We start from the raw sequence: 26,398 nt of genomic DNA, 5'->3' as shown, positions 1-26,398 counted from the left end.
CATGGAATTGAGCGCCACGACCACCGCCGCCCCCGGGCGCCATACGCCGATCACACGGAACCTGATCTGGTCCGTCGGACTGGTATTCGTACTGGGGGTGCTGATCGCCCTGGTTGCCTTGTTCAACATTGCCGGCCGGCTCGATGCCCAGGACCTGGCAAAGACCACGTTCTACACCCAGCGCGCGCTAGAAAACCGCATCAGTGCTTCGAAAAACTACGTCGCCAGTTATGCAACCTGGACGACCGCCTACGACCGTCTCAACGGTGAAGTCGATGTGCAGTGGGCTTATGTCGAGCAGAACATGGGTAAAACCTTGTACACCATGGATCACTACGACAGTGTGTTGGTGGTCGATCACCAGCGAACCAAATACGCCACGGTGCGTGGCCTTCAGGTGCAGGATGATGCGGCGGCCCGTCTTTCGATATCGATGGCGGCATTGATCAAGGAGGTTCAGGGGCAAGAAAGCCTGCTCGTCCCCGTCAGCCGCTTCACGCTGTTTGAGGGCCAGCCCGCACTACTGACGGCTGCGGCGATCGTGCCGAATGACGAAAGACCTGCGGTCGATCCCCAAAGCACTTCGATGCTGGTGTTCGTCGATCAATTGAGTCCGGAAAAGCTCAGTGCCTTGAGTGCCGACTACGGTTTGCATGACTTGAGCCTCGCGCCTGACAATAAACTCGCGCCAGGTCAGCCCGTGGTGGCACTCACGGGCACCGGTTACAGCCTGGTCTCGCGGCTCGAACAGCCAGGCCATCAGCTTCTTTGGTCACTGCTGCCGCCACTGGGCGGCGCGTTGTTGATTCTGGCGTTGTTGACGGCTTACTTCTTCCGATATGTGTTGCGCTCGTCGGTGCACGTGGATGCCAGTTACATCAACCTGGATTTATCGAACCAGGCGCTGGAGGCCAGCGAAGAGCGTTTTCGTGCCGTGGCCGAGGCCGCTTCCGACTGGATCTGGGAAATCGACGACAAGCATCGCATCACGTATCTGTCGGGGCGCTTCGGCGCCGTCACCGGTTTTTCCGATCAGCAATGGCTGGGGCAGGACATCGAGCAACTGCTGTATTGCGACACCACGCCGTTGTCACTGTGGCTGAACAGGCTCGACGAAGAGCACAGCGTCAGTCACCTGCGTTGTTCCTATCGCGACCAGTCGGGGCAGCAACGTGTCTGCCGGGTTTCGGCACGACCGATCCATAGCAAGGGCGCGGTGCTGGGTTACCGCGGAACGGCCAGTGACATCACCGATGAAGTCGCCGCCCATGCACAGATCCAGCATCTATCTTTGCACGACGCGCTGACCGGCCTGCCCAATCGCAACAAACTGGCGCGTTACCTCGAAGACGCTTTGGTGCTGAAAGAACATTCAGCGCCGCTGACGTTGTTGATGATCGACCTGGATAACTTCAAGCCGATCAATGACTCCCTCGGCCACCCGGCCGGCGATGCTGTGTTGCTGGAAGTGGCCACCCGTTTGCGTGAATGCACGCGGGACATCGATCTGGTCGCGCGACTGGGCGGCGACGAGTTTGTGCTGGTGCTCAATGGCATGGACATCCACACGGAAATCGACCGGATTTGCGAACGTATTCTCGAAAGCCTGCACCGGCCGATCCACTATGATCATCACACGTTGCACATCGGCGCGAGCATCGGCATCGCCTTGAGTCGGCGTCAGGGGCACATGCCGGAGGAACTGATCCGGTGTGCCGACATCGCGCTGTATCAGGCCAAATCCGATGGCAAGAAGACCTGGTGCTATTTTGCGCCACACATGAACGATCAGATCCAGCATCGCCGCAAATTGGAAAACGACCTGCGCCAGGCGATCAAGAACAACGAGTTCGTTATGCACTATCAGCCGCGTTATCACGTCGATGGCAAGCAGATCGTCTCGGTCGAGGCGTTGCTGCGCTGGCAGCATCCGGTGCAGGGATTGCTAAGCCCCGACTCGTTTATTCCGTTGGCCGAGCAGACCGACCTGATCGTGCCATTGGGGCGTTGGGTTTTACGTGAAGCTTGCGAGACGGCCCTGACCTGGCCGGGTGAGCTGATGGTGTCGGTCAACCTGTCGCCCGTGCAGTTCGTACGCAGTGACGTGGTGGAGGATGTCAGGGAAGCGTTGATCCACACCCGTTTGCCGGCCAGTCGACTGGAGCTGGAGATCACCGAAAACGTGATGCTCAACGACGTCGACGGCGCTCTTGCGACCATGAACGCACTGAAGGAGCTGGGTGTGCGGCTGAACATGGACGACTTTGGCACCGGTTATTCATCACTGGGTTACCTGCGCACGTATCCGTTCGACGGGATCAAGATCGACAAGCGTTTCATCTCGTCCATGAGCGGTGCAGGTAACGACCGCGCGGTGGTGCAGGCGATCATCAACCTGGGCAAGGCCATGGGCCTGACCGTCACCGCAGAAGGCGTCGAGACGCTGGAGCAACTGGACTTCCTGATCTCTGACGAGTGCCATGAAGTGCAGGGTTTCTACCTCAGCCGGCCGATGGAAAATCAGGCGCTGTTGCCGTTGCTCAAGGCATCGCATGACGAGCATCCGGTGTAATGGGGGGACCTTTAGTCGCCTGTTTCGTTTGTCGTGGCAACTGCCATCACGCACCTCGGTCACAACTGGATACCGTCCATCCGTTGCGAGCCTCGGCCCATGAAAAATCTGAAAATCGCCACCTTCAACGTCAACGGCATGCGTGCCCGGCTGCCGAATCTGCTGGCCTGGCTTGAGCGAGAAAAACCCGACATCGCCTGTTTGCAGGAGCTCAAGTCGGTGGACAGCGCGTTCCCGGCCTCCGAGCTTGAGGCCGTTGGCTACGGCGCAATCTGGCAAGGTCAGTCGTCGTGGAACGGGGTGGCGATTCTGGCGCGTGATGCGCAACCGTTAGAGAGCCGGCGCGGTCTGCCCGGTGACGACACCGACACGCATAGCCGCTACCTGGAAGCCGCGGTGCACGGGATTCTGGTGGGCTGTCTGTATTTGCCCAACGGCAATCCGCAACCCGGGCCGAAGTTCGACTACAAACTGGCGTGGTTCGAGCGGCTGATCGCCTATGCCAAGGATCTCCAAGGCAGCGAACACCCGGTGGTGCTGGCCGGCGACTACAACGTGGTGCCCACCGATCTGGACATCTACAACCCGCGCTCATGGCTCAAGGACGCGTTGCTGCAACCGGAAAGTCGCGAGTGTTACCAGCGCTTGCTGGATCAGGGGTGGACCGATTCCCTGCGCCATTTATACCCGGAGGATCGGCTCTACACCTTCTGGGATTATTTCAGGCAGCACTGGCAGAAAAACTCGGGGTTGCGCATCGATCATCTGTTGCTCAACTCAGGCCTGAGTCCTTATCTGCATGAGGCCGGGGTCGATGCCTGGGTTCGCAACGAACCGCACGCCAGCGATCACGCGCCGACGTGGATTCGCTTGAGTTCGCGCAAACGGCGTTGATGTTCAGAGGGAGTGCGATTGGCTAAATCAATTGTCAGTCGAACCGCTTTATCCCTTATACATGGCGCCCATCGGCGGAGAGATCCGCGGCCCCATGCAAAAGGACCGAGCAATGAGCGAGCCACGCCTGACGAACCGTGCGTTATACCTGCAACGCCTGGGTTTCGACGCGCCCCCGGCGCCGACCCTGGACACCCTGCGCCAACTTCAGCTACGCCACACCGGGGCCTTCCCGTTCGAAAACCTCACCACGCTGTCCGGCGAGCCGGTACTCATCGACCTGCCATCCATCGAACAGAAAATTCTGCACGAGGGGCGCGGCGGTTATTGCTACGAACTCAACTGCGCGTTTCTGGCCTTGCTCCAGGAGCTGGGCTTCGACGCGCGCGGCATCACCGGCCGAGTGGTCATGGGCCAGCCCGAAGGCGCATGGACTGCCCGCACGCACCGCTTGAGCCAGGTCACTCTGGATGGCGTGCGCTACATCACCGACGTCGGCTTCGGCGGCATGGTGCCCACCGCACCGCTCATGCTCGACACCGATGCTGCACAGCTCACGCCCCACGAGCCCTATCGCATAGAGCGCCATGAAGACGGCTACACCCTGCGCGCCAACGTCGGCGGCGAGTGGCGGCCGATGTACATCTTCGACCTGCTACGCCAGGAAGACATCGATTACGCCGTCGGCAACTGGTACGTCTCGACCTATCCCGAATCGTCTTTTGCTAAACAACTGATGGTCGCGCGCACCGGGGATGGCTGGAGGCGTACGTTGAACAACGGCAGTTTTGCGATTCATCGGGTGGGTGCCGAAAGCGAACGACGGCAAGTGACCGATGTGGAGGAATTGATTGGGGTGCTGGAGGATGAGTTCGGGATACGGGTGCCGGAGCATGCGGGGTTGAAGCGAGTGCTTGAGCAGTTAATTCAGGCGACATAGCCGCCACCCAGAAAGGGCAGAGCGAATACATCTGCCCTTTTCCTTTGAATTGATACCAGGCCTTGTACGCCATCGGGTACTGCACTGTTTTTGAACCGCGACAAACTCAAGGCTCAATTACTCGGTGGATTTCGCTCAAGACTTCTGACAATTTTTTCTCCAGGCTCTTCAGTTCAGATGCTGTTACTCCTGCTTTGAAATGTCCTGCATTCGCAACTGCGGCGTACTGATCGTGCCCGGCAGTTTTTTCTCTGTTGCTGAGCAACGTCTGGCGCAAGGTGTTATTGATCACCGTCTGATAGCCATACCCCTCGCCCTCAGCCAAGGCACGTGCCGCTTCGATGACGACGTCATCAAGCATGATCGTAATTCGGGTTTTACCCTTGCTGGAGGCAACCGCTCCACGCTTGGCATTGCTGAAGTCGTATTCGTCTTTCACCGGTCAATCCTCCATATAGCGGCGACGCTCGTTTTTGTTAGCGATGCGCGCGGAAATGATTCGAACGAAATTCGGATCGCGATAGGTGTACGCAACGACCAGCAAACGAGCCTTGGCATCCATTCCCATGACGATCCACCGCTGTTCATCGTGATGGTTGTCCTGAATCGTCAGTGCTCGTTCGTCATAAAACACTTGTTCTGTTTCAGCGAGGCTGATGCCGCGGTGCTTTAATTTGTTGGCTGCGTTTTTTGCCTTGTGATACTGAATTTCGAATGACTTCATTATGCATACTTTATATGTATAAGCGAGAGGCGTCCGTGCCGGCGGTCGCTTGGAATGCAAAAGACTAGCGGGCAGGGGAGAAGGCGAACGCCAGATGTATTTCAGGATTTTTTGGAGGGGAAACCGCGCAGCCAAAGGGCAGCATGGACACATGTCCATAATCCGACTGGTGAGTTGTATACAACTCTATAGACATTTGTCCTGAGTCTTGCATACAGTGTGCGCATAACAAAAAACCAGGGAACCCCCCAACCATGAAAACGCCCCATGTTTCACACCAACGGCCTGAGGACGAAAACCTCGGGGTCGGCGCGAATATGGCTTACGGCCTGCAACATGTTCTGACCATGTACGGTGGCATCGTCGCGGTGCCTTTGATCATCGGCCAGGCGGCCGGGCTCTCGCCGGCGGACATCGGTTTGTTGATTGCTGCTTCATTGTTTGCGGGGGGCTTGGCGACATTACTGCAAACCCTCGGTTTACCGTTTTTCGGGTGTCAGTTACCGCTGGTACAGGGTGTGTCGTTCTCGGGTGTTGCGACGATGGTGGCGATTGTCAGCAGCGGCGGGGAGGGCGGCTTTCAGTCGATTCTCGGGGCGGTGATCGCCGCGTCGTTGATCGGGTTACTGATCACACCGGTATTCTCGCGAATCACCAAGTTCTTCCCGCCGCTGGTGACGGGCATTGTGATCACCACCATCGGTCTGACGCTGATGCCAGTGGCCGCACGCTGGGCCATGGGCGGCAACAGCCATGCCCCGGACTTCGGCAGCATGGCGAACATCGGTCTGGCGGCAGTGACGCTGCTGCTGGTCCTTCTGTTGAGCAAGATCGGCAGCGCGACCATCTCCCGGTTGTCGATCCTGCTGGCGATGGTCATCGGCACGATCATCGCGGTGTTCCTCGGCATGGCGGATTTCTCGTCGGTCACGCAAGGCCCGATGTTCGGCTTCCCGACACCGTTCCACTTCGGCATGCCGACGTTCCACTTCGCCGCGATCCTGTCGATGTGCATCGTGGTGATGGTGACCCTGGTGGAAACCTCGGCGGACATCCTCGCCGTCGGTGAAATCATCGACACCAAGGTTGACTCCAAACGCCTGGGCAACGGCCTGCGTGCTGACATGCTGTCGAGCATGATCGCGCCGATCTTCGGCTCCTTTACCCAAAGCGCCTTCGCCCAGAACGTCGGGCTGGTGGCGGTGACCGGCATCAAGAGTCGCTTCGTGGTCGCCACCGGCGGCTTGTTCCTGGTGATCCTCGGTCTGCTGCCGTTCATGGGCCGGGTCATCGCCGCCGTACCAACCTCGGTGCTCGGCGGCGCCGGCATCGTGCTGTTCGGCACCGTGGCGGCCAGTGGCATTCGCACACTGTCCAAGGTTGATTACCGCAACAATGTCAACCTGATCATCGTCGCCACCTCCATCGGCTTCGGCATGATCCCGATCGCCGCGCCGAATTTCTACGACCACTTCCCGAGCTGGTTCGCCACGATCTTCCACTCGGGCATCAGTTCCTCGGCGATCATGGCCATCGTGCTCAACCTGACCTTCAACCACCTCACCGCCGGTAACTCGGATCAACAATCGGTGTTTGCGGCCGGTACTGAACGGGTTCTGCGTTATCAGGACCTGGCAGCGTTACGGGAAGGGGATTACTTCAGCGAAGGCAAACTGCGTGACTGCGACGGGAAAGAGATTCCGGTGGTGGAAGCGGCGCATGATTCGAGCGAACATCGAGCGGTTCACGCTAAAAGCAGTGAGCATGTCTGATAGGCGCACGGGTTAAAAAAGGCCGATCTGTTGTTTAGACAGATCGGCCTTTTTATTTTCCGTTGGCCACAAAAAAGCCCCTGAACCTTTCGATTCAGGGGCTTTTCGATTTTTGCTGTCTGGCTCCACGACCTGGACTCGAACCAGGGACCCAGTGATTAACAGTCACTTGCTCTACCAACTGAGCTATCGCGGAATGGCGTGTATGTTACTGATTCAAAAAGAGAAGTCAAGCGTCTGTTAACAACTTGATGGATTCATGGAGACGGACGGTGGTTTATCGGCCATGGGCGGTTACCAGAATCGCCTCAGAGGTCTACCATGGCCGCCCGGAAGTGGTTACACGCGCTGCCGGCCATTCGCCGAAAAGGTACGTGCCATGAATCACCCAATCCTCACCCTTCAAAACAATGGGGTGTTCGCATGAGCATCGCTCAAATCAGCCTGCCCAAAGGTGTCGGCCCGCACGCCGAGAAGCTGTTCGACGCAATCACTCAGGCCAGCACCGCTGACGATTTGAATCGCGCGGGCGGCAAGGCTGAAGGCTTCGTCCTCGGTCTGGAAAGCGCAAAAGCGATCAAGAGTCAGGTCGCTGAATCGCTCTACGTCGCCTATGACGACGCCGCCACTCAGCGTGCCACCGAACTGGCTTAACCGCCGAACGTGACCGTGGCGAGCATCAGTTTGGCGTACAGCATCGTGGCGGCCAGTTGCACCAGCCACAAGGCCAGGCCGCCGAGAAATACGCCAGCGGCCACTTGCAGCACCAGGTTGTTAGCGCGTTTGGCCGGGGTGCGAGGGGCGAAATCATTCAAGTCGTCCAAGTCATCGCGCTCAGCGCGCAGGTCATCGTTTTTCATGTGGGCTCTCTTCAGAATTCTCAGGTGTACACATAATCTGTAGGAGCGAGGCTTGCCCGCGAAGGCGTCCTCTCTGACGCTCAAAGCTTCGCGGGCAAGTCGGATCGCCGCCCGCTCGCTCCTACAGGTGCATCGTTGTGTGGAGTTTAGAGGGCGCCGATAGCGCTTTGACACTTATCTGCGACAAATAAAAAACGGGAAGCCCTGAGGCTTCCCGTTTTTCGTACCGCACGGGACTCAGATCACCGCAACGATGGCCTTGGTCACCGCATCGATGTTGCTCTGGTTCAACGCCGCCACGCAGATGCGGCCGGTGTCCAGGGCGTAGATGCCGAACTCGGTGCGCAAGCGGGTGACTTGCTCAACGGTCAGGCCGGAGTAGGAGAACATGCCGCGCTGACGACCGACGAAGCTGAAATCGCGTTGTGGTGCGTTTTTCGCCAGCAGGTCGACCATCTGAGTGCGCATGCCGCGAATCCGCAGGCGCATTTCCGCCAGTTCTTCTTCCCACTGAGTGCGCAGCTCCGGGCTGTTCAGCACAGCAGCAACGATGCTTGCACCGTGGGTCGGCGGGTTGGAGTAGTTGGTGCGGATCACGCGCTTGACTTGCGACAGCACGCGCGCGCTTTCTTCTTTCGATTCGCTGACGATCGACAGGGCGCCAACGCGCTCGCCGTACAGCGAGAAGGATTTGGAGAACGAGCTGGAGACGAAGAAGGTCAGGCCCGACTCAGCGAACAGGCGTACGGCCGCGGCGTCTTCGTCGATGCCATCGCCAAAGCCCTGGTAGGCCATGTCGAGGAAAGGTACGTGACCTTTGGCCTTCACCACGTCCAGCACGTTTTTCCAGTCCGCAGGGCTGAGGTCCACGCCGGTCGGGTTGTGGCAGCACGCGTGCAGCACAACGATCGAGCCGGACGGCAGGGCGTTCAGGTCTTCGAGCAGGCCGGCACGGTTAACGTCGTGGGTCGCGGCATCGTAGTAACGGTAGTTCTGCACCGGGAAACCCGCGGTTTCGAACAGGGCGCGGTGGTTTTCCCAGCTCGGGTCGCTGATCGCCACGATGGCGTTCGGCAGCAGTTGCTTGAGGAAGTCGGCGCCGATTTTCAGTGCGCCGGTGCCGCCAACGGCCTGGGTGGTGATGACGCGGCCAGCGGCGATCAATGGCGAGTCATTGCCGAACAGCAGTTTCTGCACAGCCTGGTCGTAGGCGGCAATGCCATCGATCGGCAAGTAGCCACGGGACGCGTGTTGAGCGACGCGAATCGTCTCGGCTTCGACAACGGCGCGCAGGAGTGGAATTCGCCCCTCCTCGTTGCAGTAAACACCGACCCCCAGGTTGACCTTGGTGGTACGTGGATCGGCGTTGAATGCTTCGTTGAGGCCCAGGATTGGATCGCGTGGTGCCATTTCGACAGCGGAGAACAGGCTCATTTTTGCGGCGGCTCTGAATGGAGTGTGGAGGGACGTGTCGCGCTCCAGCCGAATGCACTAGAGCGGTGCACAAACGGGGAGCTAGTATAGAGGCCATCTGCGATTGATGGCGACAGACGATTCGGCTTTTAGGTTAAGTTTTTTCGATTATTTTTCGACCGTTAGTCGAATGTCGGCATCAAAGACTTCAAGGGATGTAGGACGTTTGCCTTGAAAGCGCGGGCAATCGGCACCACATTGAGCACAATCCAGTTTTTTCCTCGGGCGACGTGAGTCGTTTGCGGCCTTTCTCGTTGCTGCCGGTTTGACCGCGCTGGCGCGATACCCTGCTTCGAGAATCGAGAGGTATGCATGTCTGAATTCCAGCTAGTCACCCGCTTCCAGCCCGCCGGCGATCAACCGGAAGCCATCCGCCTGATGGTCGAGGGCATCGAAGCCGGCCTGGCGCACCAGACGTTGCTCGGTGTGACCGGCTCTGGCAAGACCTTCAGCATCGCCAACGTGATCGCCCAGGTGCAACGTCCAACCCTGGTGCTGGCGCCAAACAAGACCCTGGCCGCGCAGTTGTACGGTGAGTTCAAGGCGTTCTTCCCGAACAACGCCGTCGAGTACTTCGTTTCCTACTACGACTACTACCAGCCCGAAGCTTATGTGCCGTCTTCGGACACCTTCATCGAGAAGGACGCCTCGATCAACGACCACATTGAGCAGATGCGGCTGTCCGCGACCAAAGCGCTGCTGGAGCGCAAAGATGCGATCATCGTCACCACGGTGTCGTGCATCTACGGTCTGGGCAGTCCGGAAACCTATTTGAAGATGGTTCTGCACGTGGATCGCGGTGACAAGCTCGATCAGCGCGCGTTGCTGCGCCGCCTGGCAGACCTGCAATACACCCGCAACGACATGGATTTTGCCCGGGCAACGTTCCGGGTGCGCGGCGATGTGATCGATATCCATCCGGCGGAATCCGACTTTGAAGCAATCCGCATCGAACTCTTCGACGATGAAGTCGAGAAGATTTCCGCGTTCGATCCGTTGACCGGCGAAGTGACCCGTCAGTTGCCGCGCTTCACCTTCTATCCGAAAAGCCACTACGTGACGCCACGGGAAACCCTGCTGGGCGCCGTCGAAGGGATCAAGGTCGAATTGCAGGAGCGCCTGGATTACCTGCGTTCCAACAATAAACTCGTTGAAGCCCAGCGCCTGGAGCAGCGCACCCGTTTCGACCTGGAGATGATCCTCGAACTGGGTTACTGCAACGGCATCGAAAACTACTCGCGCTATCTGTCGGGTCGTGATTCCGGGCAGGCACCGCCGACTTTGTTTGATTACCTGCCGGCCGATGCCTTGCTGGTGATCGACGAGTCCCACGTCAGCGTGCCGCAGGTCGGCGCCATGTATAAGGGCGACCGGTCCCGTAAAGAGACGCTTGTGGAATACGGCTTCCGCCTGCCGTCAGCGCTGGATAACCGACCGATGCGTTTCGACGAGTTCGAAAACATCAGCCCGCAGACGATCTTTGTTTCGGCCACGCCGGGCAATTACGAGGCGGAACACGCCGGTCGAGTGGTCGAGCAACTGGTGCGTCCGACTGGCCTGGTGGACCCTCAAATTGAAATCCGCCCGGCGCTGACCCAGGTCGACGATCTGCTTTCGGAAATCGGCAAGCGCGTGGCGCTGGAGGAGCGGGTGCTGGTCACGACCCTGACCAAACGCATGTCCGAAGACTTGACCGATTACCTGGCTGACCACGGCGTGCGCGTGCGTTACCTGCACTCGGACATCGACACGGTCGAGCGGGTGGAAATCATCCGCGATTTGCGTCTGGGCACCTTCGATGTGTTGGTGGGGATCAACCTGCTGCGCGAAGGCCTGGACATGCCGGAAGTCTCGCTGGTGGCGATCCTGGATGCGGACAAGGAAGGATTCCTGCGGTCCGAGCGTTCGCTGATCCAGACCATTGGCCGTGCGGCACGTAACCTCAATGGTCGGGCGATTCTCTACGCGGATCGCATCACCGGTTCCATGGAGCGGGCGATTGGCGAAACCGAGCGTCGTCGCGACAAGCAGATTGCGTTCAACCTGGCCAACGGCATCACGCCCAAAGGGGTGTTCAAGGATGTGGCCGACATCATGGAAGGCGCCACCGTGCCCGGTTCGCGCAGCAAGAAGCGCAAAGGCATGGCCAAGGCCGCTGAAGAAAGCGCCAAGTACGAAGCCGAATTGCGATCGCCGGGGGAAGTCGCCAGGCGTATCAAGGCGCTGGAAGAGAAGATGTACCAGCTCGCCCGCGACCTGGAATTCGAAGCCGCGGCGCAGATGCGTGACGAAATTACCAAGTTGCGGGAGCGGTTGATTACTGTCTGAGATTTGCATGGGCTATATGGGCCTCTTCGCGAGCAAGCCCCACATTAGATCAAGGTGTCCGGGCGGACACGGTCAAATGTGGGAGCGGGCTTGCCTGCGAAGGCGTCCGACAAAACACCACAATTTTCAGCTAGTGCGCTTCCCCTGTCTTCAACCCCGCCGGCAACGTCTTGGTCAACAACACCTGTCCTGCACCAGCACCTGATCGATGCGCGCGCCCAATTGGCTCGAGACACGGGTGATCTCGCCTTGGACATAGGCGTTGTCGGTGCTTTCATAAAACCGTCCCTTGAAGAACCATTGGGCAAAAAAGCCCCCGGCAATCAGCAGGACGATCAACAGGAAAATAAACAGGCGACGCTTGAGTTGGGCAGGCATGGGGCAGACTGTAGGCGAGAAATTGTAAGGAAAGTTATCAGCAGGTGAATCTGGCATACAGTCGGTAGTGGGTAAATGTCATCGGCTGATAGTCCATCATTCATCGCGGTTCAGGCCCGTTGTAGACGCAACCTTGGCTTAAATGCCCTGCTGACTGGAGCCGGGCGGCTGTCGCCTGTTACCATTCGCCCTTTGTTTTATCTTCATTTCGAGACTTGCCATGACCACCGTCCGCACGCGCATCGCGCCATCGCCTACCGGGGACCCCCACGTAGGTACCGCTTACATCGCTTTGTTCAACTACTGCTTTGCCAAGCAGCATGGCGGTGAGTTCATCCTGCGGATCGAAGATACCGACCAATTGCGCTCGACCCGCGAGTCCGAACAGCAGATTTTCGATGCCCTGCGCTGGTTGGGTATCGACTGGAGCGAAGGCCCGGACGTTGGTGGCCCGCACGGCCCGTACCGTCAAAGCGAGCGCGGCGACATCTATCAGAAGTACTGCCAGCAACTGGTCGAAATGGGCCACGCCTTCCCGTGCTTCTGCACCGCCGAAGAACTGGACCAGATGCGCGCCGAGCAAATGGCCCGTGGCGAAACCCCGCGTTACGACGGCCGTGCGCTGTTGCTGTCCAAGGAAGAAGTCGCTTCCCGACTGGCCGCCGGCGAGCCACACGTGATCCGCATGAAAGTGCCGAGCGAAGGCGTTTGCGTGGTGCCGGACATGCTGCGTGGCGATGTCGAGATCCCGTGGGATCGCATGGACATGCAAGTGTTGATGAAGACCGACGGCCTGCCGACGTACTTCCTGGCCAACGTGGTCGACGACCACCTGATGGGCATCACCCACGTGCTGCGCGGTGAAGAGTGGCTGCCATCGGCGCCGAAACTGATCCTGCTTTATGAGTACTTCGGCTGGGAACAACCGGAGTTGTGCTACATGCCGCTGTTGCGTAACCCGGACAAGAGCAAGCTGTCCAAGCGCAAGAACCCGACCTCGGTGACGTTCTACGAGCGCATGGGCTTCATGCCGGAAGCGATGCTCAACTACCTCGGCCGCATGGGCTGGTCGATGCCGGACGAGCGCGAGAAGTTCTCGTTGCAGGAAATGGTCGACCACTTCGACCTGAGCCGTGTGTCCCTCGGCGGGCCGATTTTCGACATCGAGAAACTGTCGTGGCTCAACGGTCAGTGGCTGCGTGATCTGCCGGTGGAAGAGTTTGCTTCGCGCCTGCAAACCTGGGCACTCAACCCTGAATACATGATGAAGATCGCACCGCACGTGCAGGGACGCGTCGAAACCTTTAGCCAGGTTGCACCGTTGGCCGGTTTCTTCTTCGCCGGTGGCGTGAGCCCGGATGCCAAGCTGTTCGAATCGAAGAAGCTTTCGGGCGATCAGGTGCGTCAGCTGATGCAACTGATTCTGTGGAAGCTGGAAAGCCTGCGTCAGTGGGAGAAGGACAGCATCACTGCGACGATTCAGGCGGTGGTCGAATCCCTCGAGCTGAAGCTGCGTGATGCCATGCCGCTGATGTTCGCCGCGATCACGGGCCAGGCCAGCTCGGTATCGGTGCTTGATGCGATGGAAATCCTCGGCCCGGACTTGACCCGTTTCCGTCTGCGCCAGGCCATCGATCTGTTGGGCGGCGTGTCGAAGAAGGAAAACAAGGAGTGGGAAAAACTTCTGGGCAACATCGCCTGATCACCACGGTTCTGTAGGAGCGTTGCTTGCTCGCGAAGAACGATGATGCGGTTTATCAGACACACCGAGGCGTCTCGTTCGCCGGCAAGCCTTAATGCCAGTCAGTTAAGCCCTCCAGCCCTCTTTTTGGGGTATTTGACTGGTCTAGGCTTGACCACTCTTGGGTAACTTCGCTCTCGTCTGGCTGGCAGTATGAAGTGCTGAGCCTGGATTCTCAGTTCTGCCAGTCGTTTAGGGATCGTGCCTGGCGTTTCCAGCGGACAGAAGCGCAGCGCATTGCTGACCGCTTGAGACAACCAGAGAAAACTCAAGCGTTGCGGTACCACCTTTATTTCTTCAGCCATCAAGCGCATTTCCTGACGGATCAGGTTGTAGGCCAGCAGAGTTCCCCACAGTTCTTGACGCACCAGATCAGGTTGTTTACTGCGTAATTGCTCTCCTTTGAGCAGGTTTTGCTTGATCTCGCGGTAACCCAACTCGATTTCCCAGCGTTCGTTGTAGTGCCCCGCCACCTGATTGGCAGGGTAACGTTCGGCATCGATCAACGAGGTGAGATAGCGGCGGGGTTTGTCGTCTATCGAGTACTCAATCAGTCTTGCCTGCCAATGGCTAGGAAGGTCTGGACGTTGCTTGAGCGCATCTCTGGAAACCGTCAGTCGCACAAGCCAATCACCGGCGCCCAACTCTTCGATCACCTCGTACTTGAGCGGTTTGCGTGCCCGCATGAGCCAGTGCCGTTCGGTTCCACTGTGCTGCCAGTCGAGCAAGAGGGCCGCCGAGTAATAGGCGCGGTCAAAAATCGTCACCGAATGATCGCTTACCGCTTTCTCCAGACCTTTGGCATAGCGAAGTTCGCCGACAGCAAACTCGCCAAAACAGGCAGCCCGAATCAAGTGACTATAGGTATCCATCAGGCAAACACCGCGCACTTGTGGCCAGGCTCCGTCTCCCGAGTGAGTCCGCCCGCCACCAAAGGCTTGGCGGTTTTCTGGTGTGTCAGGGGTGGACCAAACCACGCCGTCTACCGCAAAGCTGCGTAACCCTAAAAAGCCAGCCGAAGCTGGCTGCTCAGCACCGCCCCATGACTCTGCCAATTGCTTAAACAGTGCGGCAAGGGGCTCTGCTCCCAGCCGTTGCCGGGCCTGGACTGCTGCGCTGGGCACAGGCACCTTTGCTTCGCCCAAAGCCAGTCCCAGCTGCTGCACGATGAGCCAAATCGGCTCGTTCTTGAACAAGGCCAACCCCACCACCAACCAGACAATACGCTCGGCCGGCAGGCGTCTACGGCGCAGAGAAACCGTTCCGGTCGAGGCCAGCGCTTGCTCGATCCACAGGGGATCGATCAGTTGCGCAAAGCGTTCGAAAGAGATCGGATTGAGTTTGGTAACTTCTTGAAGGGCGTTTTGTAGGGACATGAAGCGGGCTCATAAAAACATAAGCCCGTTTCTATTACTGCTGGGCGGGCAAGTCAATTTCTTAACTGACTGGCATTACGGCAAGCCTGGCTCCTACAGATGTAGGTATACCCCGGATTTATGGGGGGAGGGCGGTAAGTGATTGTTATGGCGACAAAAAATTTTGGAAATTGTTAAAAATAAGTTTGACAGCTTTCCGAAGCGCCATTAAGATTCGCCCCGTCCTCAGCGATGAGGGGCTATAGCTCAGCTGGGAGAGCGCTTGCATGGCATGCAAGAGGTCGACGGTTCGATCCCGTCTAGCTCCACCAATTTACACTTCAAGGTCTGGCCACACAGGCCTTGAAGCGATCAGCGCTCAGCGTTGATCTGTTGTATAGAAGGGTTTGCGTCCCCTTCGTCTAGTGGCCTAGGACACCGCCCTTTCACGGCGGTAACAGGGGTTCGAGTCCCCTAGGGGACGCCAGTTTTACAGAAGCGATGTTGCAAAATGTCGCTCCGCCGCGAGGCGAAAAATCCGGGGCTATAGCTCAGCTGGGAGAGCGCTTGCATGGCATGCAAGAGGTCAACGGTTCGATCCCGTTTAGCTCCACCAATTTTACAGTTCAAGGTCTGGCCACACCGGCCTTGAATCGATCAGCTCTCAGCACTGATCAGTTGTATAGAAGGTTTTGCGTCCCCTTCGTCTAGTGGCCTAGGACACCGCCCTTTCACGGCGGTAACAGGGGTTCGAGTCCCCTAGGGGACGCCACGATTACCCGCTCTGCGGGATTTTATAAGGGTCATTCAATTATTGAATGGCCCTTTTGTTTGTCTGGCGTTTGGCCAATTCCCCCATTTCTTTCAAACTGTTCTTCAGACCAGCGGTCACATCCACGACTTGCGGAAAATTATTATGAGAATAATATTCTAGTCGTAATATTCGGAGGCAACGATGAACGATAAAAAAGCTCAAACCCGCGAACGCATTCTCAAGGCCGCCAGCGCAGCGCTGATTCAGCGTGGCCCTGCCGAACCGAGCGTGGGCGAAGTGATGGGCGCAGCCGGCCTGACGGTTGGCGGCTTCTATGCACACTTCGAAAGCAAGGACGCCATGATGCTGGAAGCGTTCAAGCAACTGCTCGGTCACCGCCGTGGCTTGATCGCCGACATGGACGCCGAACTGACCGGCGAAGAACGTCGCGCGTTGGTGGCTGCGTTTTATCTGTCGCGCAAACACCGTGATTCTTCTGAGTCGGCGTGCCCGATCCCGGCATCTGTCGGTGAGCTGGGTCGCCTGCCGGACGCGTTTCGCGTGGCGTTGAATGAGCATGTGGAAATGATGGTCGCGCAGTTGGCGGCCAGCCCGGAAGACACCGACAAAGCCTTGGCCGACATGGCGTTGATGGTCGGTGGTCTGGCTCTGGCACGGGCGCTGGGGCCAGGAGAGTTGTCCGATCGATTGCTGCGCGCCGCCAAGTCGGCGGTGCTATGACCTGAAGGCATTGGCCTGAGGAGTGAGAGCGATGAACACGTTGAAGTGGGTTCGTGGCGTTAATGGCACCTTGGGCTGGTTCGCACCGAAACTGGTCGCGAGTATAATGCGACTGGCGTTCATGACGCCGCGGGACTTGCCGCCGCGTGATTGGGAGTTGCCGCTGCTGGCAAAATCCGAACGAATCACCTTGCGCTTCGGCCTCTCGGCGTTGCGCTGGGGGCAAGGTCCTGCCGTGTTGCTGATGCACGGTTGGGAAGGCCGGCCGACGCAGTTTGCGAGTCTCATCACGGCGCTGGTCGATGCCGGCTATTCGGTCGTAGCGCTGGACGGTCCGGCTCATGGCCGTTCGCCGGGTAACGAAGCGAATGTCGTGCTGTTTGCCAGGGCCATGCTCGAAGCGGCTGCCGAGTTGCCGCCGCTCCAAGCGGTCATCGGTCACTCCATGGGCGGCGCCAGTGCGATGCTCGCCGTGCAGCTGGGCTTGCGCACCGAAACCCTGGTCACCATCGCTGCACCAGCGCGGATTCTTGGCGTGTTGCGCGGCTTTGCCCGTTATGTGCGGCTGCCGCCCAAAGCGCGTTCGGCATTCATTCGTCAGGTCGAGAAAGACGTCGGCATGCGCGCTGCCACGCTCGATGTTGCGCACTACCAGCTCGACATGCCCGGCCTGATCGTCCATGCCGAAGATGACAACTTCGTCCCGGTCAAGGAATCCCAGTTGATCAACGAGGCTTGGTTCGACAGCCGGCTGTTACGCCTGGAAGAGGGCGGTCATCAGCGCGTGCTGGCGGATCCTCGGGTAATTGATGGCGTGCTGTCACTGCTGGCCGGTCGCAGTCTGCAATCGCGCCAATCGGCATAAGCATCCGTTACACTGCCCCGGTCGACATCATCTGACCGGGAGTGGGGCATGGGCTGGGATCGGGCAACGCCATTTATCATTGATCTGGAAGTCGGCGCCGAGGACATCGACGGACTGGGGCACGCGAACAACGCGGTGTACGTGACCTGGCTCGAACGTTGCGCCTGGCGCCACTCGCAGCGGCTGGGCCTGGACCTGGTCGAATACCGTCGGCTGGATCGGGCAATGGCGGTAGTGCGGCATGAGATCGATTATCTGGCCGCCGCCTATGAAGGCGACGGGCTGCAATTGGCAACCTGGATTGTCGACTGGGATCAGCGTCTGAAAATGACCCGACACTTCCAGTTGAAGCGCCCCAGCGACAACACCACGTTGCTGCGTGCGCAAACCACCTTCGTCTGCATCGAGCTGTCGACGGGCAAGCCCAAGCGCATGCCGGCCGAGTTCATCGAAGGCTACGGCCCGGCGTTGCAGGTGTTCGATACGACCAAAATCTAAATGTGGGAGCGAGCCTGCTCGCGATAGCGGTGTGTCAGCCAACAGTGATGCGGCTGATGCACCGCTATCGCGAGCAGGCTCGCTCCCTCAGGGGGAATCTGCGATGTTCTGCAGATTTCCCGCGCAATCCAGTAAACTGCCGCACGTTTTTCGTTGAGTGTGTTTTTCATGCAAATTGCTTTGGCGCCCATGGAAGGGTTGGTCGACAACATCCTGCGGGACGTGCTGACCCGTGTGGGCGGTATCGATTGGTGCGTGACCGAGTTCATTCGGATCAACGATCAACTGCTCACGCCTGCCTATTACCACAAGTTCGGCCCGGAATTGTTGACCGGCGCCCGCACGGCGTCCGGCGTGCCGCTGCGGGTGCAGTTGCTCGGTTCCGATCCGGTGTGCCTGGCAGAAAACGCCGCGCTGGCTTGTGAATTGGGTTCCGAGGTTATCGACCTGAACTTCGGCTGCCCGGCCAAGACTGTCAACAAGTCCCGTGGCGGCGCCGTCCTGCTTAAAGAACCTGAACTGCTCAACGAAATCGTTGAACACGTGCGCCGCGCTGTGCCTGCGCACATTCCGGTCACGGCAAAAATGCGTCTGGGTTTCGACAGCCCGGACGGTTCGCTGGTCTGCGCAACCGCGCTGGCCGAAGGCGGCTCGGCGCACATCGTGGTTCACGCGCGGACCAAAACCGACGGTTATAAGCCGCCTGCTCACTGGGAATGGATCCCTCGCGTGCAGGAAGTGGTCAAGGTTCCGGTGTTCGCCAATGGCGATATCTGGAGCGTTGAGGACTGGCGCCGTTGCCGCGAAATCAGCGGCGTGGAGGACATCATGCTCGGTCGCGGCCTGGTTTCGCGTCCGGACCTGGCCCGGCAAATTGCAGCGGCACGGGCCGGTGAAGAAGTGGTCGAGATGACGTGGGCAGAGTTGCTACCACTGATTCAGGACTTCTGGTTGCAAGCCAAGGCGCAGATGACAGCACGCCAATCGCCGGGTCGTTTGAAGCAATGGCTGGCAATGCTGACCCGCAATTATCCTGAAGCGGTCGAGCTGTTCACCGTCCTGCGTCGAGAGACTGAGCTGGATCAGGTCTCGCGTTTGCTGGGTCTTCAGGTGGCTGAAGCGGCCTAAAAAATCTGCAAATATTCTCTTGAAAAGCAATCAGCGATCCCTATCTAAGGATTACGCGATGCCGAATACGGGTCGCGGAGACAAAAAACCTTGCTGATTGTTTTCAGGAGATTTGAGCCATGACTACTGCATTTTCCCTGGCCCCACTGTTCCGTTCCTCGGTAGGCTTCGACCGTTTCAACGACCTGTTCGAAACCGCCCTGCGCAACGAGCCAGGCAGCACCTACCCACCCTACAACGTTGAAAAACACGGTGATGATCAATACCGCATCGTCGTGGCCGCGGCCGGTTTCCAGGAAGAAGACCTGGACCTGCAAGTCGAGAAAGGTGTGCTGACCATCAGTGGTGGCAAACGCGACGCGACTGAAGGCGTGACGTTCCTGCACCAGGGCATCGCCCAGCGCGCGTTCAAGTTGTCGTTCCGCCTGGCCGATCACATCGAGATCAAGGCCGCTGACTTGCGCAACGGTCTGCTGAGTATCGACCTGCTGCGCATCGTGCCGGAAGAGGCAAAAGCCAAACGCATCCCGATCAACGGCACGCAAAAACCAGCTCTGCAGTAACAAGCCAGAGCAATGAAAAGGGCGCCATTGGCGCCCTTTTTTGTACCAATCATCTCGCGCTCGACGCACGACTTGCAGCTGCCCTGTGGCGAGGGGATTTATCCCCGTTGGGTTGCGAAGCAGCCCTCTACATTCCTTCAGGCGCATAGAGCTTGCAGGATTGACGACTGCTTCGCAGCCGAACGGGGATAAATCCCCTCGCCACAGGGCAGCTGCTAAAGGGCCCGTGTTACTTGAGGAGTTTCTGGAACTCCTCCACCGACAACGGCCGGCTGTGCAGATACCCCTGATAGAAATGGCACCCCAGCCCCTGCAAAAACTCCAGCTGCTCCGGCGTCTCCACCCCTTCGGCGATCACTTTCAGTTCCAGGCTGCGGGCCATGGCCACGATGGCGCGGATGATTTCGGCGTCGTTGGGGTCGGTAGTGGCATCGCGGATGAACGACTGGTCGATTTTCAGGGTGTCGACGGGCAGGCGCTTGAGGTAGGTCAGCGAGGAGTAACCGGTGCCGAAGTCGTCCATCGCAAAACTCACGCCGAGTTTTTTCAGGCTGCGCATTTTGTTGATGGTGTCTTCCAGGTTCTGGATGACGATGCCTTCGGTGATTTCCAGTTTCAGCAGAGAGCAGGGCAGGCCGTGGCTGCTGAGGCTGTGTTCGATGCGTTCGACGAAATCGTTTTGACGAAATTGCCTCGGGCTGATGTTGACGCACAGGCTGAAGCTGAGCGGGTTGATTAAGCCTTTTGTGATCAGTTTTTTGAAGGCCGCGCAGGCCTCATCGATGATCCAGGTACCGACTTCCAGAATCAGCCCGCTGTCCTCCAGCACCTTGATGAACTCGGTGGGCGATTGCGGGCCGAGTTCCGGATGGTCCCAGCGCACCAGCGCTTCGGCGCCGACAATGCGGTTGCCCTGGGCGTCGACCTGGGGTTGGTAATGCACATGAAATTCGCCCCGTGAAAGGGCCAGGCGCAGGTCGGTTTCCATGCGCAGGCGCTCGCTCGCCGCCTTCTGCATGGTGTTGTGGTACATCTGCGCGGTGTTCCGACCTGAGTCCTTGGCGCGGTAAAGCGCGATGTCGGCACGTTTGAGCAGGTCGGTCGGCGTCGAGCCGTGGTCGGGAATCAGCGCGATGCCGATGCTCGGGGTGACTTGCAGGCGCTGGCCGTCGAGGAACATCGGCTCCGACAACAGTTCGCGCAAGGTGTCGGCCAGGTCACTGACCTGGGCGCTGACTTCGTTGCGCGAGCCCTCGAGGCCGCTGAGCAGCACCACAAATTCGTCGCCACCCAGGCGCGCCACGGTGTCTTCCATGCGCACGCTGGCTTCAAGGCGAGCCGTGATGATTTTCAGCACCGTGTCGCCCACCGGGTGACCGAGGGAATCGTTGATGTGCTTGAAGTGATCGAGGTCGAGGAACAGTAACGCGCCGCGCAGGTTGTGGCGCTTGAGCAGGGCAATCTGCTGGCTCAGGCGATCCATCAACAGCGCGCGGTTCGGCAGGTTGGTCAGCGGGTCGTGGTAGGCCAGGTGACGGATCTGCGCTTCGGCATTCTTCAGCAGGCTGACGTCCCGGGCGGTCAGCAACAGGCACGCGGTCTCGTTGAGGGTGATCGGCTCCACCGAGACTTCGACGGTCAGCAACTCGCCGCGTTTATTGCGGCCGAGCATTTCCTGGTGGTGCACTCGGCCCTTGATCTGCAACTCGGCCAGCAGCGCCGAGCGTTGTTTCTCTTCGGCCCAGATACCGACCTGATACACCGTGCGGCCGACCACTTCGTCGGCGCGGTAACCGGTCAGGCGGCAGAAACCATCGTTGACCTCCAGGTAGCGACCGGTATCGCGCTCGGTGATGGTGATCGCGTCGGGGCTCGAGTGGAACGCCTTGGCAAACTTCTCTTCGCTGGCCTTCAGAGCGGCTTCGGAACGTTGCTGCTGGGTGATGTCGCGCAGGGTGGTGACGATGCACGGCTGTTCGCCGACGCTGATTTGCCGGCTGGAAATCACGCAAGTCAGGGACTGCCCGTCTTTGTGCTGGGCGACGATCGCTACATTGTTCAGGCCCTGTTCGCGGATGACCTGCTCGATCCGTTGCAGGCTTTTCGCCGAAGCGTCCCACAAGCCGATCTCGTCGGCGCTGCGACCAATCACCTCGTCGGCGCTCCAGCCAAAGGTTTGGGTGAAGCTGGAATTGATCTCGATGAACTGGCCGGTGTCCTGGCGCGTGACGCAGATCGGGTCAGGGCTCACCTGGAACAGCGTGGCGAATTTCTCTTCCGAGGTCACCAGCCGCTGCTCACGTTCGACCTGGTCGGTGATGTCCAGCAGGGTGCCGGCCATGCGCAGCGGCGTGCCGTTTTCATCGCGGTAGAGGCGGGCGCGGCTTTCCAGGTAGCGTGAACTGCCGTCCGCCAGTTGCACGCGATAGGTCAGTTGATAATTGCCGGCCGGTCCTTCGCGCAGGCTGCGGTAAGCGTCGCGCATGGTGCCGCGTTCTTCATAGGGCACGCCTTCGAAAAACGCGTCGAAGGACTCGTGGAAGGGTATGGCCTCCAGCCCGTGCAACTGCGCGGCCCGCGCCGAGCCGTACAGCATGCCGCTGGGAATGTGCCAGTCCCAGGTGCCGAGTTGCGCCGAATCCAGCGCCAGGTCGAGGCGTTCCTGGCTGTCTTTCAGCGCGTGTTCGGCGGCTTTGCGTTCAGTGGTGTCGAGGAAAGTGCTCAGCAGGTACGGCTGGCCTTCGAGTTCGACTTTCTGTGCGCTGAGGATGCCGTCGTGGATCTGGCCATTGCTGGCGCGAAACTGCACCTCCATGCTGATGAGTTCGCCCTTGGCTTTGGTCGCTTTAACCAGCACGTCCCGTTGTTCCGGATGCACCCAGAGACCCAGTTCAACGGTGGTTCGGCCAATCGCGTCCTGCACCGGCCAGCCGAACAGGCTTTCGAAATACTGGTTGGCTTCGGTAATCAGGCCGTCTTCCTGGCGGGTCAGCAACACCATGTTCGGGCACAGGTGAAACAGCGTGGCGAAGCGTTTTTCCGAGCTGCTCAGCGCCTGTTCCCGCTGGCGTTGGTGGGTGATCTCGCGAATGACCCCGATCATCCGTGGCCGGCCGTGCTTGTCCGGCAGCAGGCTGCCGTTGATCTCCAGCCAGTGCAGACTGCCGTCGGGCCAGCGAATGCGGTGGTGCATCGCCTGTTCCAGTGGGGCGCCGGCAATCACGGCATGAAAGGCGCGGATGGTTTTTGCCCGATCCTCCGGGGGCAGCAAGTCGAGGTATTCCAGATCGGCCGGCAACGGTTGCCGGGGATCGAAGCCGAACAACGCCTGAGTACCCCGCGACCAGCTGATCTGCCCGCGCTCGATGTCCCAATACCAGGCGCCCAGACGCGCGCCATTGAGAGCGGCCAGCAACTGCGGTGCGCTTTCCCAGCTCTGCTCGGACCGTTTCGGGTCAAGCGCCTGAATACGGGGCATCGGCGGAATACGGTCAACAGATTTCGGCATTGGCAAGCCTTGGGCTGAATTGGGCGTTAGGCACAGGAATTCGCGGCTCATGGCGGTAGAACAGGTTAGCCTTGAGTCCCTGGCAGATCGATTTGTGCATCCAGCAGAGCCATGAAGGCCCGTGCCGCATTCGACAGCGTCCGTTCGGTGTGCAGGATATAGCCTAGCTGGCGAGTCAGTTGTATGCCCGGTAAAGGTATTCGTGCAACTTGATCATCGAGCATGGTGCGTGGCAACACGCTCCAGGCCAGGCCGATCGACACCATCATCTTGATGGTTTCCAGGTAATTGGTGCTCATGGCGATGTTCGGCGTCAGGCCTTGGGCTTCGAACAACCGATGGACGATGTGGTGAGTAAAGGTGTTGCCGCCAGGGAACACCGCCGGGTGCAGGGCGATGTCCGCCAGGCTGACCGCACCGTTGCTGACCAGTGAATGCTCCGGGGCGACCACGAAATCCAGCGGGTCGTCCCACACCGGTGTGGCCTTGACCAATGCGTGGGGCTCCGGCGCGAGGGTGATGACGGCCAGTTCGGCGCGACCATGGAGAATTTCTTCGTAGGCCACTTCCGAATCGAGGAACTGAATATCCAGCGCCACTTGTGGGTAGCGTCGGGTGAACTCCCTTAATAAGGGCGGTAAACGGTGCAAGCCAATGTGGTGACTGGTGGCCAGCGTCAAGCGACCGGTCACTTCGCCGGTCAGGTTGGTCAGGGCGCGGCGGGTGTCATCCAGCACATTGAGAATCTGATAGGCCCGAGGCAACAGGGCGCGACCCGCTTCGGTCAGCCCAACTTCACGGCCCAGGCGATCGAACAGCCGCACCTTCAATTGCTGCTCCAGCCCGGCGATGCGCTTGCTGATCGCCGGCTGCGTCAGATGCAGGCGTTCTCCCGCGCCGGAGAAGCTTCCAGTCTCGGCAATCGCGATAAAGGCATTTAGGTTGGCAAGGTCCATTGCGGTATTCCAGTTGGTTATCCAAAGCATAAAAAATATGAATTTGAGTTATTTAATGTAACCCCCTAGGATCGACCTCACAAGCCAAAGGGTTATTGAATGTCTCAAGACCCGGGGCATAGAAATACGCTGATGAGGAACCGTCTGATGGCCGGCAAAACGCTCTACGACAAGCTCTGGGATTCGCACTTGGTCAAACAGCGCGACGATGGCTCCGCGCTGATTTACATCGATCGTCACATCATCCACGAAGTGACGTCGCCGCAAGCCTTTGAAGGCCTGCGTCTGGCCGGGCGCAAGCCTTGGCGCATCGATGCCAACATCGCGACCCCGGACCACAACGTACCGACCACCCCGGAGCGCAAGGGCGGCATCGAAGCCATTGCCGACGAGGTCTCGCGTTTGCAGGTTCAGACCCTCGACGACAACTGTGATGAATATGGCATCGTCGAGTTCAAGATGAACGACGTGCGCCAAGGCATCGTCCACGTCATCGGCCCGGAGCAGGGCGCAACCTTGCCGGGCATGACCGTGGTCTGCGGCGACTCCCACACCTCGACCCACGGCGCGTTTGGCGCTTTGGCTCACGGTATCGGCACTTCCGAGGTCGAGCACGTGCTCGCCACTCAGTGCCTGGTCGCCAAAAAGATGAAGAATATGCGGGTGTCGGTCGAAGGCAAATTGCCGTTCGGCGTGACGGCCAAGGACATCGTTCTCGCCGTGATCGGCAAGATTGGCACCGCCGGCGGTAACGGCCATGCCATCGAGTTCGCCGGCAGCGCGATCCGTGATCTGTCGGTCGAAGGCCGCATGACCATCTGCAACATGTCCATCGAGGCCGGCGCTCGCGTAGGGCTGGTGGCCGCTGACGAAAAAACCGTGGCCTATGTGAAGGGCCGTCCTTTCGCCCCGAAAGGCGCGGAGTGGGACTTGGCGGTCGAAGCCTGGAAAGACCTGGTGACCGATAAAGACGCCCAGTTCGATACTATCGTCGAGCTCGACGCCACCCGGATCAAACCGCAAGTCAGCTGGGGCACTTCGCCTGAAATGGTGCTGGCCGTGGACCAGAACGTGCCGGACCCTTCGAAGGAAATGGACCTGGTCAAGCGTGGCTCCATCGAACGCGCCTTGAAGTACATGGGCTTGACCGCCAATCAGGCGATCACCGATATCCAGCTGGACCGCGTATTCATCGGCTCCTGCACCAACTCGCGAATCGAAGATTTGCGCGCTGCCGCCGTGATCGCCAAGGGCCGCAAAGTCGCTTCGACCATCAAGCAGGCCATCGTGGTGCCGGGCTCGGGTCTGGTGAAGGCTCAGGCTGAATCGGAAGGCCTGGACAAGATTTTCCTCGAGGCGGGTTTTGAGTGGCGCGAGCCGGGTTGCTCGATGTGCCTGGCGATGAACCCGGACCGTTTGGAGTCGGGCGAGCATTGCGCGTCGACCTCCAACCGCAACTTCGAAGGCCGTCAGGGCGCCGGTGGCCGTACCCACCTCGTGAGCCCGGCCATGGCCGCCGCCGCCGCTGTAAACGGTCGTTTCGTCGACGTCCGTGAATTGATCTAAAGGAGCGCAGCATGAAAGCTTTTACCCAGCACACTGGTCTTGTCGCGCCTTTGGATCGTGCCAACGTCGACACCGACCAGATCATCCCGAAGCAGTTCTTGAAGTCGATCAAGCGCACGGGTTTCGGCCCGAACCTGTTCGATGAGTGGCGCTACCTGGATGTCGGGCAGCCGTATCAGGACAACTCGAAACGCCCGTTGAACAAGGACTTCGTTCTCAACGCCGAGCGTTATCAAGGCGCCAGTGTGCTGCTGGCCCGCGAGAACTTCGGTTGCGGCTCCAGTCGTGAGCACGCGCCGTGGGCCCTGGAAGAGTACGGTTTGCGCAGCATCATCGCGCCGAGCTACGCCGACATCTTCTTCAACAACAGCTTCAAGAACGGCTTGCTGCCGATCATCTTGAGCGATGCCGACGTGGATGAGCTGTTCCAGCAGGTTGAAGGTACTCCGGGTTATCAGTTGCAGGTTGACCTGCAGGCCCAGACCGTGACCCGTCCGGATGGCAAAGTGTTGAGCTTTGAGATTGATGCGTTTCGCAAGCACTGCTTGCTCAATGGTCTGGACGATATCGGCCTGACGTTGATGGACCACGAGGCGATTGCGACGTTTGAAGCCAAGCACCGTGCCAGCCAACCGTGGTTGTTTCGCGACGCTTGAATTTGCGTAAGGCGTGATGACGCCTTCGCGGGCAAGTCGGATCGCCGCATCGCTCGCTCCTACAGGATCGAGTCGAACCCAGGATCGAGAGCTAGCCTCGCCCCTGTAGGAGCGAGGCTTGCCCGC

General features: G+C 59.1%; 21 protein-coding genes, 5 tRNA genes and 1 pseudogene. 18 read left to right on the top strand and 9 right to left on the bottom strand.

Annotation, left to right across the window (positions count from 1 at the left end):
• Nucleotide 1: 1 nt before the first annotated feature.
• From ACYZTM_RS04795 to ACYZTM_RS04785, 3 genes are all read left to right on the top strand, one after another.
• A complete protein-coding gene (locus tag ACYZTM_RS04795) occupies nucleotides 2-2,572 on the top strand; it encodes a bifunctional diguanylate cyclase/phosphodiesterase (protein ID WP_461987344.1) in 2,571 nt (856 codons plus the stop codon).
• Nucleotides 2,573-2,671: 99 nt separating this feature from the next.
• The gene (locus tag ACYZTM_RS04790; RefSeq protein WP_461987342.1) at nucleotides 2,672-3,466 is read left to right on the top strand and encodes an exodeoxyribonuclease III; all 795 of its coding nucleotides are present in this window, start codon (nucleotides 2,672-2,674) and stop codon (nucleotides 3,464-3,466) included.
• Between the two features lie 112 nt (nucleotides 3,467-3,578).
• On the top strand, nucleotides 3,579-4,406 hold the full coding sequence (locus ACYZTM_RS04785) for an arylamine N-acetyltransferase family protein (RefSeq protein WP_461987340.1): 828 nt from the start codon (nucleotides 3,579-3,581) through the stop codon (nucleotides 4,404-4,406).
• Nucleotides 4,407-4,512: 106 nt separating this feature from the next.
• Here the strand turns inward: ACYZTM_RS04785 and ACYZTM_RS04780 are convergent, their stop codons facing one another.
• A complete protein-coding gene (locus tag ACYZTM_RS04780) occupies nucleotides 4,513-4,845 on the bottom strand; it encodes a BrnA antitoxin family protein (RefSeq protein WP_131059521.1) in 333 nt (110 codons plus the stop codon).
• Between the two features lie 3 nt (nucleotides 4,846-4,848).
• A complete protein-coding gene (locus ACYZTM_RS04775) occupies nucleotides 4,849-5,130 on the bottom strand; it encodes a BrnT family toxin (RefSeq protein WP_131059522.1) in 282 nt (93 codons plus the stop codon).
• A gap of 254 nt (nucleotides 5,131-5,384) precedes the next feature.
• Here ACYZTM_RS04775 and ACYZTM_RS04770 point away from each other — a divergent pair, with 254 nt between their 5' ends.
• Complete coding sequence (locus ACYZTM_RS04770) at nucleotides 5,385-6,902, top strand: nucleobase:cation symporter-2 family protein (RefSeq protein WP_461987337.1); 1,518 nt, start codon at nucleotides 5,385-5,387, stop codon at nucleotides 6,900-6,902.
• 120 nt (nucleotides 6,903-7,022) lie between these two features.
• On the opposite strand, the gene ACYZTM_RS04765 is transcribed toward ACYZTM_RS04770, so the two are convergent.
• A tRNA-Asn gene (locus tag ACYZTM_RS04765) sits at nucleotides 7,023-7,098 on the bottom strand.
• Between the two features lie 227 nt (nucleotides 7,099-7,325).
• Here ACYZTM_RS04765 and ACYZTM_RS04760 point away from each other — a divergent pair.
• Nucleotides 7,326-7,556, top strand: coding sequence for a hypothetical protein (locus ACYZTM_RS04760; protein WP_131059524.1), 231 nt, complete (start codon nucleotides 7,326-7,328; stop codon nucleotides 7,554-7,556).
• Here the strand turns inward: ACYZTM_RS04760 and ACYZTM_RS04755 are convergent.
• Entirely contained in the window at nucleotides 7,553-7,762 is a 210-nt protein-coding gene (locus ACYZTM_RS04755) for a hypothetical protein (RefSeq protein WP_131059525.1), read from the bottom strand. The two genes, ACYZTM_RS04760 and ACYZTM_RS04755, sit on opposite strands and share 4 nt — an antisense overlap.
• A 237-nt stretch (nucleotides 7,763-7,999) precedes the next feature.
• Nucleotides 8,000-9,196, bottom strand: coding sequence for an amino acid aminotransferase (locus ACYZTM_RS04750; RefSeq protein ID WP_131059526.1), 1,197 nt, complete (start codon nucleotides 9,194-9,196; stop codon nucleotides 8,000-8,002).
• A gap of 351 nt (nucleotides 9,197-9,547) precedes the next feature.
• On the opposite strand from ACYZTM_RS04750, the gene uvrB reads away from it, so the two are divergent.
• Complete coding sequence (gene uvrB / locus ACYZTM_RS04745; RefSeq protein ID WP_131059527.1) at nucleotides 9,548-11,563, top strand: excinuclease ABC subunit UvrB; 2,016 nt, start codon at nucleotides 9,548-9,550, stop codon at nucleotides 11,561-11,563.
• 186 nt (nucleotides 11,564-11,749) lie between these two features.
• Here uvrB and ACYZTM_RS04740 read toward each other — a convergent pair.
• A pseudogene (locus ACYZTM_RS04740) lies at nucleotides 11,750-11,941 on the bottom strand (HlyD family secretion protein); the annotation flags it as partial.
• Between the two features lie 220 nt (nucleotides 11,942-12,161).
• On the opposite strand from ACYZTM_RS04740, the gene gltX reads away from it, so the two are divergent.
• Nucleotides 12,162-13,643 (top strand): glutamate--tRNA ligase, encoded by a 1,482-nt coding sequence (gene gltX, locus ACYZTM_RS04735; RefSeq protein WP_461987334.1) that lies wholly within the window; start codon nucleotides 12,162-12,164, stop codon nucleotides 13,641-13,643.
• A gap of 101 nt (nucleotides 13,644-13,744) precedes the next feature.
• Here the strand turns inward: gltX and ACYZTM_RS04730 are convergent, their stop codons facing one another.
• Entirely contained in the window at nucleotides 13,745-15,058 is a 1,314-nt protein-coding gene (locus ACYZTM_RS04730; protein ID WP_131063535.1) for an IS4 family transposase, read from the bottom strand.
• Between the two features lie 235 nt (nucleotides 15,059-15,293).
• On the opposite strand from ACYZTM_RS04730, the gene ACYZTM_RS04725 reads away from it, so the two are divergent.
• From ACYZTM_RS04725 to ACYZTM_RS04685, 9 genes are all read left to right on the top strand, one after another.
• Nucleotides 15,294-15,369, top strand: a tRNA-Ala gene (locus ACYZTM_RS04725).
• Between the two features lie 79 nt (nucleotides 15,370-15,448).
• Nucleotides 15,449-15,524, top strand: a tRNA-Glu gene (locus ACYZTM_RS04720).
• 53 nt (nucleotides 15,525-15,577) lie between these two features.
• Nucleotides 15,578-15,653 (top strand) — tRNA-Ala (locus tag ACYZTM_RS04715).
• An 80-nt stretch (nucleotides 15,654-15,733) separates the two neighbouring features.
• Nucleotides 15,734-15,809 (top strand) — tRNA-Glu (locus ACYZTM_RS04710).
• A 183-nt stretch (nucleotides 15,810-15,992) separates the two neighbouring features.
• Nucleotides 15,993-16,532, top strand: a complete 540-nt coding sequence (locus ACYZTM_RS04705) for a TetR/AcrR family transcriptional regulator (protein WP_008028313.1) — start codon at nucleotides 15,993-15,995, stop codon at nucleotides 16,530-16,532.
• Between the two features lie 31 nt (nucleotides 16,533-16,563).
• Nucleotides 16,564-17,397: an alpha/beta fold hydrolase gene (locus ACYZTM_RS04700; protein ID WP_131059529.1), complete on the top strand. Its 834-nt coding sequence runs from the start codon at nucleotides 16,564-16,566 to the stop codon at nucleotides 17,395-17,397.
• A 48-nt stretch (nucleotides 17,398-17,445) separates the two neighbouring features.
• Entirely contained in the window at nucleotides 17,446-17,895 is a 450-nt protein-coding gene (locus ACYZTM_RS04695) for an acyl-CoA thioesterase (RefSeq protein ID WP_131059530.1), read from the top strand.
• Between the two features lie 168 nt (nucleotides 17,896-18,063).
• Nucleotides 18,064-19,023: a tRNA dihydrouridine synthase gene (locus tag ACYZTM_RS04690; RefSeq protein ID WP_461987331.1), complete on the top strand. Its 960-nt coding sequence runs from the start codon at nucleotides 18,064-18,066 to the stop codon at nucleotides 19,021-19,023.
• 119 nt (nucleotides 19,024-19,142) lie between these two features.
• Nucleotides 19,143-19,586 carry an Hsp20 family protein gene (locus ACYZTM_RS04685; RefSeq protein WP_131059532.1) on the top strand — a complete coding sequence of 148 codons (444 nt, stop codon included), beginning with the start codon at nucleotides 19,143-19,145 and terminating at the stop codon, nucleotides 19,584-19,586.
• A gap of 229 nt (nucleotides 19,587-19,815) precedes the next feature.
• Here ACYZTM_RS04685 and ACYZTM_RS04680 read toward each other — a convergent pair whose 3' ends face one another.
• A complete protein-coding gene (locus ACYZTM_RS04680; protein WP_131059533.1) occupies nucleotides 19,816-23,094 on the bottom strand; it encodes a PAS domain S-box protein in 3,279 nt (1,092 codons plus the stop codon).
• A 65-nt stretch (nucleotides 23,095-23,159) separates the two neighbouring features.
• The gene (locus ACYZTM_RS04675) at nucleotides 23,160-24,050 is read right to left on the bottom strand and encodes a LysR family transcriptional regulator (protein WP_131059534.1); all 891 of its coding nucleotides are present in this window, start codon (nucleotides 24,048-24,050) and stop codon (nucleotides 23,160-23,162) included.
• A gap of 147 nt (nucleotides 24,051-24,197) precedes the next feature.
• Between ACYZTM_RS04675 and leuC the strand changes: the two genes are divergently transcribed.
• Nucleotides 24,198-25,616: a 3-isopropylmalate dehydratase large subunit gene (gene leuC / locus ACYZTM_RS04670; protein WP_131059535.1), complete on the top strand. Its 1,419-nt coding sequence runs from the start codon at nucleotides 24,198-24,200 to the stop codon at nucleotides 25,614-25,616.
• 11 nt (nucleotides 25,617-25,627) lie between these two features.
• On the top strand, nucleotides 25,628-26,272 hold the full coding sequence (leuD, locus tag ACYZTM_RS04665) for a 3-isopropylmalate dehydratase small subunit (RefSeq protein WP_131059536.1): 645 nt from the start codon (nucleotides 25,628-25,630) through the stop codon (nucleotides 26,270-26,272).
• Nucleotides 26,273-26,398: the final 126 nt, after the last annotated feature.

This window comes from Pseudomonas sp. MDT2-39-1, from assembly GCF_054898085.1.
The sequence above is the reverse complement of the archived record's forward strand: the minus strand, read 5'-3'. Positions and strand labels throughout refer to the sequence as shown.

Coding starts and splice junctions, on each gene's coding strand:
- ACYZTM_RS04705 (WP_008028313.1), top strand. CDS start 15,993: ATGAACGATAAAAAAGCTCAAACCCGCGAACGCATTCTCAAGGCCGCC.
- ACYZTM_RS04790 (WP_461987342.1), top strand. CDS start 2,672: ATGAAAAATCTGAAAATCGCCACCTTCAACGTCAACGGCATGCGTGCC.
- leuD (WP_131059536.1), top strand. CDS start 25,628: ATGAAAGCTTTTACCCAGCACACTGGTCTTGTCGCGCCTTTGGATCGT.
- ACYZTM_RS04750 (WP_131059526.1), bottom strand. CDS start 9,196: ATGAGCCTGTTCTCCGCTGTCGAAATGGCACCACGCGATCCAATCCTG.
- ACYZTM_RS04785 (WP_461987340.1), top strand. CDS start 3,579: ATGAGCGAGCCACGCCTGACGAACCGTGCGTTATACCTGCAACGCCTG.
- ACYZTM_RS04675 (WP_131059534.1), bottom strand. CDS start 24,050: ATGGACCTTGCCAACCTAAATGCCTTTATCGCGATTGCCGAGACTGGA.
- ACYZTM_RS04695 (WP_131059530.1), top strand. CDS start 17,446: ATGGGCTGGGATCGGGCAACGCCATTTATCATTGATCTGGAAGTCGGC.
- ACYZTM_RS04795 (WP_461987344.1), top strand. CDS start 2: ATGGAATTGAGCGCCACGACCACCGCCGCCCCCGGGCGCCATACGCCG.
- ACYZTM_RS04760 (WP_131059524.1), top strand. CDS start 7,326: ATGAGCATCGCTCAAATCAGCCTGCCCAAAGGTGTCGGCCCGCACGCC.
- ACYZTM_RS04755 (WP_131059525.1), bottom strand. CDS start 7,762: ATGAAAAACGATGACCTGCGCGCTGAGCGCGATGACTTGGACGACTTG.
- leuC (WP_131059535.1), top strand. CDS start 24,198: ATGGCCGGCAAAACGCTCTACGACAAGCTCTGGGATTCGCACTTGGTC.
- gltX (WP_461987334.1), top strand. CDS start 12,162: ATGACCACCGTCCGCACGCGCATCGCGCCATCGCCTACCGGGGACCCC.
- ACYZTM_RS04685 (WP_131059532.1), top strand. CDS start 19,143: ATGACTACTGCATTTTCCCTGGCCCCACTGTTCCGTTCCTCGGTAGGC.
- ACYZTM_RS04770 (WP_461987337.1), top strand. CDS start 5,385: ATGAAAACGCCCCATGTTTCACACCAACGGCCTGAGGACGAAAACCTC.
- ACYZTM_RS04775 (WP_131059522.1), bottom strand. CDS start 5,130: ATGAAGTCATTCGAAATTCAGTATCACAAGGCAAAAAACGCAGCCAAC.
- ACYZTM_RS04690 (WP_461987331.1), top strand. CDS start 18,064: ATGCAAATTGCTTTGGCGCCCATGGAAGGGTTGGTCGACAACATCCTG.
- ACYZTM_RS04680 (WP_131059533.1), bottom strand. CDS start 23,094: ATGCCGAAATCTGTTGACCGTATTCCGCCGATGCCCCGTATTCAGGCG.
- ACYZTM_RS04730 (WP_131063535.1), bottom strand. CDS start 15,058: ATGTCCCTACAAAACGCCCTTCAAGAAGTTACCAAACTCAATCCGATC.
- uvrB (WP_131059527.1), top strand. CDS start 9,548: ATGTCTGAATTCCAGCTAGTCACCCGCTTCCAGCCCGCCGGCGATCAA.
- ACYZTM_RS04700 (WP_131059529.1), top strand. CDS start 16,564: ATGAACACGTTGAAGTGGGTTCGTGGCGTTAATGGCACCTTGGGCTGG.